Source organism: Chroococcidiopsis sp. TS-821, from assembly GCF_002939305.1.
Taxonomy (GTDB): Bacteria; Cyanobacteriota; Cyanobacteriia; order Cyanobacteriales; family Chroococcidiopsidaceae; genus Chroogloeocystis.
This window is the reverse complement of sequence record NZ_MVDI01000013.1, coordinates 101,002-114,613: the sequence shown is the minus strand read 5'-3', so window position 1 is coordinate 114,613 and position 13,612 is coordinate 101,002. Positions and strand designations below refer to the sequence as shown.

Annotated in this window: 12 protein-coding genes; 4 read left to right on the top strand and 8 right to left on the bottom strand. The window is 44.6% G+C overall.

Annotation, left to right across the window (positions count from 1 at the left end; all coding sequences use genetic code 11):
* Window positions 1-268: 268 nt before the first annotated feature.
* Together B1A85_RS21665 and B1A85_RS21660 are read right to left on the bottom strand one after the other, a co-directional pair.
* A complete protein-coding gene (locus tag B1A85_RS21665) occupies window positions 269-2,059 on the bottom strand; it encodes a DUF3685 domain-containing protein (RefSeq protein WP_104548798.1) in 1,791 nt (596 codons plus the stop codon).
* Between the two features lie 41 nt (window positions 2,060-2,100).
* Window positions 2,101-2,544, bottom strand: coding sequence for a Fur family transcriptional regulator (locus tag B1A85_RS21660; RefSeq protein WP_104548797.1), 444 nt, complete (start codon window positions 2,542-2,544; stop codon window positions 2,101-2,103).
* Between the two features lie 759 nt (window positions 2,545-3,303).
* Between B1A85_RS21660 and B1A85_RS21655 the strand changes: the two genes are divergently transcribed.
* Window positions 3,304-4,992, top strand: a complete 1,689-nt coding sequence (locus B1A85_RS21655) for a GspE/PulE family protein (RefSeq protein WP_104548796.1) — start codon at window positions 3,304-3,306, stop codon at window positions 4,990-4,992.
* A 62-nt stretch (window positions 4,993-5,054) separates the two neighbouring features.
* Window positions 5,055-5,531, top strand: a complete 477-nt coding sequence (locus B1A85_RS21650; RefSeq protein WP_104548795.1) for a CRR6 family NdhI maturation factor — start codon at window positions 5,055-5,057, stop codon at window positions 5,529-5,531.
* 92 nt (window positions 5,532-5,623) lie between these two features.
* On the opposite strand, the gene B1A85_RS21645 is transcribed toward B1A85_RS21650, so the two are convergent.
* Window positions 5,624-6,568, bottom strand: a complete 945-nt coding sequence (locus tag B1A85_RS21645) for a glycosyltransferase family 9 protein (RefSeq protein WP_104548794.1) — start codon at window positions 6,566-6,568, stop codon at window positions 5,624-5,626.
* A gap of 274 nt (window positions 6,569-6,842) precedes the next feature.
* On the opposite strand from B1A85_RS21645, the gene B1A85_RS21640 reads away from it, so the two are divergent.
* Complete coding sequence (locus B1A85_RS21640) at window positions 6,843-7,553, top strand: carbonic anhydrase (protein ID WP_104548793.1); 711 nt, start codon at window positions 6,843-6,845, stop codon at window positions 7,551-7,553.
* Between the two features lie 128 nt (window positions 7,554-7,681).
* On the opposite strand, the gene B1A85_RS21635 is transcribed toward B1A85_RS21640, so the two are convergent.
* From B1A85_RS21635 to B1A85_RS21615, 5 genes are all read right to left on the bottom strand, one after another.
* The gene (locus B1A85_RS21635) at window positions 7,682-8,815 is read right to left on the bottom strand and encodes a geranylgeranyl reductase family protein (protein ID WP_104548792.1); all 1,134 of its coding nucleotides are present in this window, start codon (window positions 8,813-8,815) and stop codon (window positions 7,682-7,684) included.
* 543 nt (window positions 8,816-9,358) lie between these two features.
* Window positions 9,359-9,907, bottom strand: coding sequence for a ribosome recycling factor (gene frr / locus B1A85_RS21630; protein WP_104548791.1), 549 nt, complete (start codon window positions 9,905-9,907; stop codon window positions 9,359-9,361).
* Window positions 9,894-10,622: a UMP kinase gene (pyrH, locus tag B1A85_RS21625; protein WP_104548790.1), complete on the bottom strand. Its 729-nt coding sequence runs from the start codon at window positions 10,620-10,622 to the stop codon at window positions 9,894-9,896. The genes frr and pyrH overlap by 14 nt, the downstream gene beginning before the upstream one ends.
* A gap of 165 nt (window positions 10,623-10,787) precedes the next feature.
* Complete coding sequence (gene speB / locus B1A85_RS21620) at window positions 10,788-11,705, bottom strand: agmatinase (RefSeq protein WP_104548789.1); 918 nt, start codon at window positions 11,703-11,705, stop codon at window positions 10,788-10,790.
* Window positions 11,706-11,772: 67 nt separating this feature from the next.
* Entirely contained in the window at window positions 11,773-12,627 is an 855-nt protein-coding gene (locus tag B1A85_RS21615) for a helix-turn-helix transcriptional regulator (protein ID WP_104548788.1), read from the bottom strand.
* A gap of 94 nt (window positions 12,628-12,721) precedes the next feature.
* On the opposite strand from B1A85_RS21615, the gene B1A85_RS21610 reads away from it, so the two are divergent.
* Window positions 12,722-13,612 (top strand): alpha/beta fold hydrolase, encoded by an 891-nt coding sequence (locus tag B1A85_RS21610; RefSeq protein ID WP_104548787.1) that lies wholly within the window; start codon window positions 12,722-12,724, stop codon window positions 13,610-13,612.

Genomic DNA, 13,612 nt, shown 5'->3' with positions numbered 1-13,612 from the left:
TTCAAATTCTTGCTGAAGATACGTATAGAAGGGAGCAGAGGAGCAGAGGAGCAGAGGAGTAGGGGAGAGATTATTTGTAGCTCTTTTTTAAGGATATTGGTATTAGACATCATGGAAGCTTAATTCTATTGTCTTGGAAACTCCTCTTATGGAATATCGAAAAAGGAGCCAGTAGTTAGTTGCTATTGACTAGTGGTAGTGAAAGAGAAGTTTATATGTAGTATTTCTTCTCTGCTTCTCTGCTCTCAATACCCTGACCTCTGCTATTCTAAAATTTCTTCTTTCTTCCTTCTGATACTGAACCACCGATTCCTTGCAGAATACCGCGACCAATTAAACCGATCGCACGCCCAATAACTTGTGTCAAAACATACACAACGCCACTTCCTAAAAACGCAATGACGGCGCGGAACCGAGGGGCGATCGCATCGCGGAGTTCGAGCGCTAACGTGACTACTTGCGGAATACCAGAAAGTTGTTGTAATTCTTGTCCGCGCGGAGCATAAATCGAAGTTTGAGCAATACCTCTACCAGTGAAAATTAATAAATCGTAGCGACTTTCAAAAATTGCTTTGGGTTCAATATAATATTTATTCCAGCGATATTTCCAGGATAAATTATTTCTAAATTTCTCAATTTCTCGCGTAGAAATTAATCGACTATCATAAAAGTTTTGCTTTATAATTTCTACATCAGCGAGCCTATTTAACAAAGGTTGTGCTACAGCATTTGCCACATGAATTAAGAGATTGTGTAAAATTAATTCAGCGCGGGCTTTGGCTTCTGGTGTATCAGCTTTGTAGGGGAAATTATCAATAATTAGCGGTGTTTGAAATAATAAATACGAAAATAAGTCACTGACTAAGGGAATTTTATTAAGAATTTCAACTTGAACAATTTCGACATCTTGTAAGAGTAGATTTACAATTTCTAACTGGCGATCGCCTACTTGAAGCATGGCATATCTACCAAAAAAGTCTGCGGTTGCGCCTTGCCACAAATCGCGGAGAATTAGACGCTGCATTTCAATTAACTGCTCTGGCTGAACTTGCGCGAAACGTAAATCTTCTAAAACTTCTACAACTTTTTGTAAAATGGTCTTGAGTAACTCGCGCTTCTTTCCCTCCCGAAAAATATCAGTTTCGAGCGCGATCGCGGTCAAGTTTTGTAAGCTTTGATCGAGTTTAGCTGCAGTGAACTCAAGAATCTCGCGTGCTTCCTTTCGGTGGCTCAAGTTACCATTTTCTAAATGCACAATTGATACCGCCGCCGTGCTTGGCTGTGGCAATAATGCGGAGACACCTTCGCTAGTATCTGTCACGGATGACTGTGCGAGGTCTCCTTCTTTTGTATTTTTTGTTCCTGCGATCGCGGAATGATTCGCAACCGTTTTGTAACTCGCTTTTGGTAGAGGTAATAAGTGCGTGACTAGCCAACGCGAGGCGAGGAGTTCTCGACGTTGTCCTGCTAAAAAGGCGCGATCGAGTAATGACAAATCAGGAACTTGTAATCGTGCTGTGACTGCTGCTAATGTCGTATCAATCTGCTGCAATCCCGTCCACCGAAGATGATTTCGGACTAAAGCAAGGATACTCGGCGCAGCTAAAGGATTTTGCAGAACTTCGGCTTCTATCCAATAAGTTCTCTTGGAGACGACCTGGCGGATAGCTGCGACGACTTCAACAATCGCAGTTCCTTTAGGACAGTAGCCTTCAACTCCTATCGCCTTTGCTGAGGCTAGTAAGGCAGGTTCTTGTACCGAACTGAGAATCAATATCGGCAAGTCAGGATAATGGGATTTTAGCTGTTGGCAAAGCTCTAGTCCTAGCTGTAGCTCTAGAACAACTAAGTTAACCGCTGCATCAGAAGGTAAACCACTAGAGAATGCCGTTGCGTTCTCTCTGGCAAAGTCTGCTAAGATTTTTCGTGCCACAGAGCTGGTTTCAGCTTCTGCAACGATTTGGATATCAGGGTATGACTCAGCGATAAGTCGCGAAAATCCTATCCGGAAAATCGGGTCAGGATCGACTAAGAGTAGCTTGATGGTGCGATCGCTCATTGTGTTTGATATGGTCTCCACATTCAGCGTACGCGCACATCTTACACTTGTGTCTGCCGATATCCGTAAAAGTTAATACTATAGTCAGTAATTTTGACTCCAGTTCTGCGCTCGACTTCTGCTAGCAAGTCTTCTGGAAGTTCTACTTCTACGTCTAAGATCTGGTTTGTATCTAAGCAATTCACGTGGCTGTGCGAATCGCTGATATTTCCGTAAAGGCGTCCATCGGAGCGTTCAATGCACTCAATGATGCCTTGACTCGAAAGTGCTTCTAAGTTTTGATACACTGATGTATGTCCGATCGCTTTTCCTTGTTGATTGAGGCGATCGTAAATTTCTCTTGCTGATAGATGTTCTTGCGCTTGCCAAAGTAGCTCCAAGATGAAGCGACGCTGGCGACTCAAGCGCATACCCAGTGCTTGACACTGGGCAACAGCATCTTCAAATGAGCGAATTGGTTTGGTAGCTGCCGCTTCTTTTTGCATGGCTGAAACTTCTTTTGCGATCGGGTAGCAAATCTACCCCTTGTTGATTATTTTACCGAAATGGGTAATTGCATTGGAGAAATGAGCATTCCATATAAACTGCTATTTACCCGCGAGTTGCTACCTATAACCTTTGGCAGTAGATGCCATCTGCTATCGACCTAATAAGCAGTTAATGTTACTTGGTAAACAAACTCATTACAACTTTAACTTATATTTGCCATAAATGTCTACAAGCCTTAGCCTGACTCGTCTAACCTGCTGCAAGTTCAGTTGATACTAAAGGTACTTATTTAGGCAAACGCTCGCTTCAGAAAACTTACTTTTTACACGCTGCTATCAGAAATTTAATGATTTTCAAGTGATTGAACTGAGGCAAAGTTGTTTATTGACGAACTGAGTTATTTGCAGAAAATTCAACTATTGAGTGTAAGGTAAAAACTTAATTAAGCCAAATATTTTTGAATTCAATGCTCTTACGTATAGTTAAGCTCTGGAAAGTGAGCATTGCTAGTATCTGTTCTCACATAGATAAAAAATCCTGACTTTTATAATTAAAATATAAATATAAAAAACTATTAAAAAAATCAGATAGCTAAATCTACTTAATATTAATGAAATGCAGTTGACTAATTTGCAAGTAGCTGCTTGAGTAGTGACAAGGTATAAGTAAAGAAGACGTGCGAATCCGTAATCGAACAACTTCGCCAAGAAGTTATTTCAAACGAATAGTTCAAACTTATTAACTCTAAATTAATTATGCAATCGGCAACTCCCTCAGCTTGGCAAAGACTCAAAAATCAAGAAATTAGCTGTGCTGAAGCACTTAAGCTGCTTGTAGACGATCGCGGAAGCGTGAATACCGAACTACTCGATCGCGATGTGAATTCTCGATTTTTGCGTCACTTTCCTGACAAAAGCAGTGTTCCTCCCGTAATTCCATTGTTATTGTGGCGCGGTTGTTACTATTTAGGTAGTCCCGTTGAGATTGATTCGCAGGCGATCGCTTTTTTAGCCGAACGGACTGGCAGCAATATCCAAATCATTCCGATATCAGACAATAGTTACCGTACCTGGTTTCACACCCAAAATCTTAATACGAACCGCATCACGGCGACACCGTTTGTCAATCCACTCACAGGCGAGCAAGAAGCCGAAAACATTACAGAAACAACGCAAATCTATTTATCGCGCTCGGCGGATCAAATTGAACGCATCAAAACTTTGCTTTCTGGAGCATTGCGCAATCGAGCGAGTGACATCCACCTCGAACCTACCACCGAAGGTTTGCGCGTGCGCTATCGCATTGACGGAGTGCTGCGTGATATCACAATGCTACCCCAAGAATTAAGCCGTCGCGTCATTGTGGCGATCAAGGTGATGTCTAAAATGGACATTTCTGAAAGTCGCCGCCCGCAAGATGGACGTATTGAAGAAAAATACACGATTGATGAAAACGCGGAAATGGGCATGGATATGCGTGTCAGTACGCTTCCTTGCGTCAATGGCGAAAAGGCGGTGATTCGCTTACTACCGCGTGAAAATCCATTTTCACAACTCGAAAATTTGGGATTTTCGCAACAAACCTTACAGGTGTATAAATCTTGGCTGCAACAACCGCAAGGGATGATTATCCTTACAGGTCCCACGGGTTCGGGTAAAACAAGTACTCTTTATACAAGTTTGCAAGCGGTAGCTACTGAAAATGTCAACGTCGTTACCGTCGAAGATCCTGTCGAGTACATCTTGCCACGCATTACGCAAACACAAGTTAACGAAGCCGCAGGAATGACATTTGCAGCGGGTTTACGCGCCATTTTACGTCAAGACCCTGATATCATCATGGTGGGAGAAATCCGCGATCGCGAGACCGCAGAAACCGCAGTACGTGCCGCGCTCACAGGACACTTGGTATTTACGACACTGCACACAAACGATGCTGTAGGTGCGATTCCGCGATTGCGCGATATTGGTCCCGATCCTGGATTACTCAGCGATGCGTTGTTGGGAATTGTGGCACAGCGACTTGTCCGCCGAGTGTGTCCGCACTGTAGCGAACCTTATACTCCAACAGAAGCGGATTTACGCGTACTCGGAATTGACTCGCAACACGCGCATGCAGGGCAATGGCGTAAAGGTAAAGGTTGTGGAATATGTTTCAATTCAGGTTACTTGGGACGCGAAGCCGTTGTTGAGCTATTAGATGTCGATGATACGGTGCGGGAAATTATTTATGAAGGTACCCTCACGCAATTACATCGTTACTTGCGCGAAATTCATTTTGCTTCGTTCCGCACCGCGGCTGTTGAGAAAGTGACAAATGGTTTAACAACAGTCGAGGAAGTTCTCCGCGTCTTACCGCGTACAGCTTTGTACAGTAAGTTGGTAGATAAAGGGGTGACACCTAAATTAAAGCCGATGAATGCGTACAGAAACTTTGGGAACTGAGACGTTAATTCTCAACTGTGCTTAATGCGACAATGAACTTACTTTGAGATTGTGGTTATTCCATGACATTGGCGATCGCACTTAATTTTGAGCAAATCAATACCTTGGATTTATCTCCGGCGCAAACGACGATCGAAACTTTGTTGCAAGCAGGAACAATTGCTACCCACGAACAACAGCTGCGCTTTGAGATTAATTATCCGCGCGAGCCTGACGACCCGCGCGAACTTTCAGAAATTCCAGAGATTCGGCTGTGGTTTATTCGTCTAGATGCTCAGTATCCTTGGTTGCCATTTTTACTCGATTGGACAGGGGAACTTGCCCGCTATACGGCGATGCTCGTACCGCATCAATTTAGTGCCAAACAAGGCATCCAGTATAATCCTGAAGCCTTGGAGATTTTCTTGATGCACAAAATCTTTATTTTGCACGATTGGCTGCAACAGCAAGGTATCCCCAGTCGCTCGCGCCTCAAGTCGATGGGACAAATGTTTGGCTACGACTTAGAGGATACATTCTTTGAAATGTTTGAATTCTAACTTATATCAAGTCCGGTCAATTCGTTGGAATTCTCTACTCTCCCCTGCTTTTGAAGCTAGCTGCCTTCACGGGTCTTTTATTAGACATGATATTAGCCTCGCCAGATGCGCTCTAAAACAGTTTGGGGCGAAATATCCGCAATTTTTCCGCTAGGAGATTTGATGGGGATATAGCGATCGCTTTTTGGCAAGAATTTTGCCGGATCGGTCGCTCCGAATAGCGCGATCGCATACGTTTGGACTGCAACAGCCAGCTGTAGCGGTACACCCTCGGTACACAGTAACAAATCTGCACCCGCAATGATTGCGGCTAACTTACCTACATCAGGTGGCGATGTCAGTTTAAGCTCAGAATTTGCTTGTGCTAGTTGTGTCCACCGCGGATCGTCTGGTGGTTGAAGAGCGACTAAAGGTAAATCAGGCTGTTTCTGGCGAAAGTCTGCAATGATTTGCTGCCATTTTTCAATCGGGTAGCTGTTATTTGGCATAGATTGCTCAAAACTATCTGCCAGTAAAACATAGCCACTGCTTTGAATTTCCAATCGTTTTTTTTCGTTTTCTGCCCAGTCAATATCTGCGGCTGGCACATTAACTGTCAACTCTGGACAGGGAGAATTGATTCCTAACCCTTGCAGCAAATCGTGGTACATTGCTGCTGCGTACTGCTGTGATTTGAGCGGGACAGCATTTGTCAGGAATATATTACCTGCTCCTTTGTAGCCGATACGGATAGGAATTCCGGTTAACCACAGCAATAAACCGACAAACCAGCGTTGCCCCACGGAGATGACGACGTCATATTCGCGATCGCGTAGAATACCTACTAAATTGACCCAATCCGCTGCGCTGTTTCGGTCTTGGTAGTCAAATACTAAAACATCATTGACAGCCTTGCAGATGCGGTATGCTTCTTTAGCGCGTGGTTCTACCACGACATCAATTCGAGCATTAGGATAATTTTGTTTTAGGTCATCAAGAGTGGGAAAAAATAGGATTTGGTCGCCGATGCCGCCAGGCACTAGGGCTACTACTCGCATAAATAATAATTCTTTACGCTTACTCGCTCCTTATTTTAGGGGAACATATACTTATTTGAGTGATTTATTTTGGGAATTAGTCAAGATCTTCAGCGTTTTCTCGATTCGCGATCGACTTCAGTGTCAGAAAATTGCAATATTTGCGGGTATGATTTCACGTTTTAATCAAAGTGATTTTGAGAAAAAATCTTTGATTAGCCTATCAGGGGCGATTATTTCATAAACTTAAGTTAAGTAAGAAGGTGCGGCGCTTTGCACCGCTAGGGGAATAGGTATGAAAAAGCTGATTCAGGGTATTCATTCGTTTCAAACCAATTATTTGAGTACCCACCGCGAGATGTTTGAGTTGCTGTCGCAAGGTCAGCATCCACGAATTTTATTTATTACTTGCTCTGACTCACGGATTGACCCAAATTTAATCACGCAAGCCGAGCCTGGGGAAATGTTTATTATTCGCAATGCGGGTAATATCATTCCGCCTTACGGTGCGACTAATGGAGGGGAATGTGCTGCTGTTGAGTATGCAATTCATGCTTTGGGTATTAAACAAGTCATCGTGTGCGGTCACTCGCACTGTGGAGCGATGAAAGGATTGCTCAAGCTAGATAAGTTAGAAGAAGAAATGCCTGCGGTTTATGAGTGGCTCAAACACGCTGAAGCAACTCGGCGAATGATTAAGGAAAATTATCAAGACTACGAAGGCGAAAAACTGCTGCAAGCAACCGTGGAAGAAAATATTCTGACTCAACTTGAAAATTTACGTACTTATCCAGTGATTCATTCCCGATTGCACTCTGGTCAGATTCAGCTACACGGTTGGGTGTATTATATCGAATCCGGAGAAATCCTCGAATACGATCCAGTGCGACGTCAATTTGTCGCGCCCGAAACTCGATTACCTAGAGCCGCGTGGTTAACTCCCGAGCAACAGCAGCGTATTTACCAAGGCTCAGGAGCATCTGCTAAAGGAAATGGGAAGGGATAGTCAATCATGAGGAGCAGAGGGAGCTTTAGGTGCACGGTTTGAGAGGAGAATGCTCTTTTTGATAAATTCACAACTCAAAACTCAGCACTAGTCATTCACCCCTCATTCCTCACCCCTCATTCACTTTTTTACCCGCCCATTCCTGGGATTAAGCTACCACTGAGGCGCTTAAGGGCGCGACCGGCGACATCACCATAACTCATTTCCCCACAGAGAATTTGACCCATGCGTTGTGTTGCTGTGGGACGTTTCACGCCGACTTTGTAACCAATACCAGGAACGCGGTAGAAGACTCCGGCTAGTTTTTGTGCCCACGCCATATCAGCACCCCACTCGTCGCTGATGACTTGCGAGTAGCGCTCTAGAGCATCGATATCGCCTGCGATCGCGCGATCGATAGCTTCGGCTGCTTTGACACCACTAAATATTGATGGGCGAATGCCTTCGGCGGTTAAGGGATCGACAACACACGCGGCTTCCCCTGCTAATACAGCATTTTGCGTATGTAGCTTTTGATTGCCATTCCACAAACACAGCGCGTGACCGTACTGCTTGCAGGTTTTGATATCTAAGCCAAATAAATTACCGTACTCGCTCAAAATTCCTTTAAAATCTTGCGGTTCGCCACCAATAAATGTCCCAACACCGATTGAGTAACCGTCGGCTTTCGGGAAGTTCCAAATGTAGCCGTTTTTGACCATGCCAAACTCAAAATGGGCAATATGACCATCTTCCACCTTAGCGGGGGCTTCGGCTTCTAATGCGCCTGCCAAGCGGCGTTTGCGGTCTTTAAAGCCTAACCACTTTGCCATCGAGCCTTTCGCACCGTCTGCGGCGATGATATAACGACCGGCGACCGGACCATTCGCTGTATCAACTTGCCAGTGGTCGCTGTTAAACTGAATTCCCTTGACTTCGGTGTTGTCGCGCAGTTCGGCTCCTTGTTTTTGCGCTTGTTGCACTAGAAAGTGGTCAAATACGTCGCGCCGTACCATCCACATTGGTTCAGGAGTTTGCAATTTAGCTTGCACCGGATCGCCCATTTTCCAGGTGTAGCGAATGGTATTGACCTTTGTAGAAATCGCTGGGGAAAAATCAAAGTCAAACCATTTAGCGATCGCGGGTGAAACTCCACCTCCACAGGGCTTGTAGCGCGGTAGTGATTCTTTCTCTAAAACTAATACTGAACGTCCCCTTTTCGCTAAATGATAGGCTGCTGTACCGCCAGCAGGTCCGGCACCGACAATTATGCAATCGTACATGATGCTACAGTTTTGCTCCTAAGTTGGCTAACTTTATTCTTAAGCAGGTTCTAACTCATTTTGCCCGTCAATCGTGGCAATGCGATCGCCTCAACATCACAAGTTACCTGCCTACAACTCGTTCATTTTGTATTTTTTTGCAGTATTTTTAGATGCCTTTTTGTCGATTATCAAACGATTAAGTCGTGAAAATCTCCTTTGTTAAGTTGAAGTTAACATTTAAGTTACCATATCTATAATCTCTGTCTGACTCTGTCTGACTGATTTTATCTATGAAGATTTAGTTGAATTACAAGTCAATTTGATAAAGCTTTTGTAAAGCTGCGGGTTCTCACGCGTTCTATTTTTAATGCTACGTTGCCTTATCCAGATGACTCGGAACTACTACCGATTGCAAAACCTCGAGCAATTCTGGGCTATAAATCTGAAAAAACATATGAAATTGGGGGGTAAAAGTTCCGTCAAAAAATCACTTTTTAACTTTTACCCCTTGCTATTGATTGGTTATAGCTAATATCACAAGTTATTAGCCATAAAAATGACTTAAACAGTTGTGATATCTTTCTCTTTTTCTGCTAGCAATTCATCGATTTTGTTGGTGTATTTGTTCGTCAACTTTTGCAGTTTATCTTGAAGGTCTTGCGCTTCATCTTCTGAAATTTCGCTATTTTTCTCTTGTTTGCGGATGGTATCAAGAGCATCGCGGCGAATATTACGAATTGAAACGCGTCCTTCTTCCGCATACTTCGCGGCGAGTTTCACCAGTTCTTTACGGCGATCGCTCGTAAGTGGTGGAATATTGAGACGAATCATCGAGCCGTCGTTGTTCGGGGTTAGTCCGACATCCGACATCGAAATCGCCTTTTCAATGAGATTAAGGCTGCTACGGTCATACGGTTGAATTGTAATTGTCGCAGCATCAGGCGTACTAATATTCGCCAGTGATTTAAGCGGGGTGGGGGTACCGTAGTATTCCACCATCACGCGGTCAAGTAAACTCGCATTAGCGCGACCAGTGCGGATTGTATTAAAAGCGCGTTGCGTTGCATCAACGGCTTTTTGCATCGAACTCTCAGCTTCAGCTAACTTCACAGAAACCTCCCACAAGGGTTCCGATCGATTCTCCTGTTACCGCTCGGCGGATGTTACCTCGCACCGAGAGGTCAAAGACAAGAATCGGAATATTGTTTTCTTTACATAAAGCGATCGCAGTACTATCCATCACCCGCAGATCCTGAGTCAAAACGTGAACATAGTTAAGCGTTTGATAGCGTTTAGCATCAGGATTTTTGTGGGGATCGGAATCGTATACTCCGTCTACTTTGGTGGCTTTAAAAATCACCTCAGCGTCAATTTCAGCGGCTCTTAGCGCTGCTGTTGTATCGGTTGTGAAGAACGGATTTCCCGAACCCGCGCCAAAAATCACCACTCGTCCTTTTTCGAGATGGCGAATTGCTCGACGTCGAATATACGGTTCCGCTACTTCTTGCATGGCGATCGCTGTTTGCACGCGTGTTTGCACTTCCATCCGTTCCAAAGCGTCTTGGAGCGTGAGCGCATTCATCACCGTTGCAATCATACCAATGTAGTCGGCTGTTGCCCGATCCATTCCAGCAGCTGACGCTTTGACGCCACGAAAGATGTTGCCACCACCTACTACAATAGCTACTTGTACGCCACTATTTACTACTTCTGCGACTTCTGCCGCAATTTCTTGAACGATGGTTGGGTCGATCCCATAGCCTAGGTCTCCCATCAAGGCTTCACCGCTCAGTTTTAGTAAAATCCGCCGGTAAGGTTTTCCCATGCATTTAGGATAAATTTGATTGCAATTGCCTCCAATTTAAGATAGCAGCAGAGGGGTTCTGTGTCTCTAGTTACTCTAGTGGTTAGTGAAAGAGTGGGTAGTGATGAGTTGTGAGTTTTGAGTTAACGCTCATTTATCATTATTTATTCTCCTCTGCACCTGTGCTTAATTCTTCCCCCAGCCTTGAGCGACGGCTTGATAGCCAATTAGTTTGTAAACGAGCTTAGCGGCGGTAAATTCTGAAACGACCGAATCAGTTACTGGGGCTAATTCCATGACGTCGCAGCCGATAACTTGATGTTTGTCAAAGACGCCACGCAGAAATGTTGTCAGTGCATACCAGTTCAAACCGCCAGGTTCAGGAGTTCCAACACCAGGAATCAGTGTGGGGTCAATGCCATCTAAGTCAATCGTCAGAAATACCTTTTCTGTGGGAATTGCGGCGATCGCGTTTTCGATCCAATTCGGTTGTGCAGCAATTTCCCGCGCGCGAAACACGGTGAGATTTTTTTCTTTAATCAAATCAGCTTCTTCTTTACAAATCGCGCGAATGCCAATTTGAACCGTCGGTAATCCCATATCAACAATCCGTCGCATCACGCAAGCATGGTTATGAATTGAGCCTTCGTACTCGTGGCGTAAATCTCCATGCGCGTCAATTTGGACAACGGTAAAGGATTCATCAGGATACGCTTGACGATACGCCTCCACAACGCCTGTGGTAATACTGTGTTCGCCGCCTAAGGAAATGACAAATTTACCGTCTCGCACGAGCTTGAAAACAGTTTCTCTGGTAACTTGCAACATTTCCTCGGAGGTGACAGCCCCTTTGCGAGTATCTGCAATCGAGGGATGCGTATAGATGCCTACATCAAGTCCTGTTTCCCAGTCGAGTTCCTCGTCATAGTATTCCACTTGCTGCGATGCTGCGAGAATTGCATCAGGACCAGTTTCACAACCACGCCGATACGTTGTTGTTGCTTCGTAGGGAATTGGTAAAATGACGACTTGTGCCGCCGCATAATCCGCCGCGACGTCTGCGCCGAGGAAGGGTGTAACCGCTGTAGAAGTTTGAGCCAGCATGACAAATTGAGTTTAATAGGAACACAACACGAACCATCCTGGCATACTGTGGGCGATCGCTGCACGACTAATTAGAGCCATTCCACTGTAAAATTCGCTGCTCTAAGCTATCTGGGTTAACTCCTAAGTTTTCCAGTACCCGAACTGCCATTCCGCCGCGTTCGCGCAAAATTCCTAACAGCAAGTGTTCAGTACCTATATACTGATCGCCTAGGCGCTGCGACTGTTCTACAGAAAGCTCTAAAACTCTTTTAGCTCTTGGTGTAAATGGAATATCTAACGGCGTTCCTTTCCCACGTCCAATACGTTTTTCGACTTCTGTGCGCAAATTTTCTACATTGAGTCCTTCGGCTAAAAGAATTTGTGCAGCAGTTCCGGTTCCTTCTTTGAGTAATCCTAATAAAAGTTGTTCGGTGCCAACGTATTGATGTCCCAAACGGCGCGATTCATCTTGGGCTAGCGCAATGACTTGCGTTGCTTTTCGCGTAAATCTTTCAAAACCTCTGGGCAGCACAATGCGGTCAAACACGCTACCAAATAGGCTTTCGAGCGAACTTAAGAACCCTTCAAACATAAATCCTGCCTCCGTGAATGGATTCTGAACAGGGTCTAGCTTGTCTTGACTGCGAGGATGGGCGATCGTACAGCCGTTAAAGAGAAAAGCTAATAAATCTTCGATTGTCTTGGTGTTGACTGCGTACCAAATATATTGCTTTTCTTTCCTAGAACTGATGAGATGCTCTTGTCGCAGTTTCTCTAGATGATGCGACAGTGTGGAATTGGGAATTTGTAATTTGGCTTGAATATCACTCACGATCATTCCTTGCGGATAAGTTGCAAAGAGTAAGCGCATAATTTCTAGCCGAGGTTCTGACGCTAGTGCTGCAAATAAATCTGCATATTTTGCCGTATTTGATTCCATATTTCTAGATTAATAGAAATAATAAAATAAAATTTAGAATTTTGTGAAGAATTGTCACAATACAGTTAAGGCGATCGCTTAATTTAGAAGATCTATGACAGTTTCCACCCCATCCTTCACCGCGACGAAAACTTGGATTTGGCAAGGGTTTCCGATTTGCTATCAAACGCAAGGCACAACAGGACCTGCGGTTGTGTTAATTCATGGCTTTGGTGCTTCCTGGTGGCATTGGCGCAAAAACATTCCCGTACTTGCCGAAACTTGCCGTGTCTATGCGATTGATTTAATTGGCTTTGGTGGTTCTGCCAAACCGGAACCCACAGAAGAAATGCAGTATACGTTTGAAACGTGGGGACAGCAAATTGCCGATTTTTGCCGTGAGGTTGTGGGCGAACCGGCGTTTTTAGTAGGAAATTCGATTGGTTGTATTGCGGTGATGCAAGCCGTTGTCGATCGTCCAGATATCGCTCGAAGTATTGCGCTATTAAACTGTTCGTTGCGACTGCTTCACGACCGCAAACGGGCAACTTTACCTTGGTATCGCCGTTTTGGTGCGCCTTTGGTGCAACGACTCCTCGCCGTCAAGCCGATTGGCAACTTTTTCTTCCATCAAATTGCCAAGCCAAAAACTGTGCGCAAGATTTTGCTTCAGGCGTATGCGAATGCGGAAGTTGTGACAGATGAACTTGTTGATATTTTGATGGCACCAACCAAAGATCCAGGTGCTGTTGCCGTTTTTTTAGCTTTTACGGCGTATTCTTCCGGTCCATTACCCGAAGATTTGTTACCACAGCTACCATGTTCAGCAATTATCTTGTGGGGAACTGCCGATCCGTGGGAACCATTTGAGTTGGGTAAACAATTAGCGAACTACCCACAAGTAAAAGCGTTTATTCCCATTGAAGGTGTTGGGCATTGTCCCCAAGATGAAGCACCGGAAAAAGTCAATCCGATATTACAAGAATGGATTGCACAGCAAATTTAA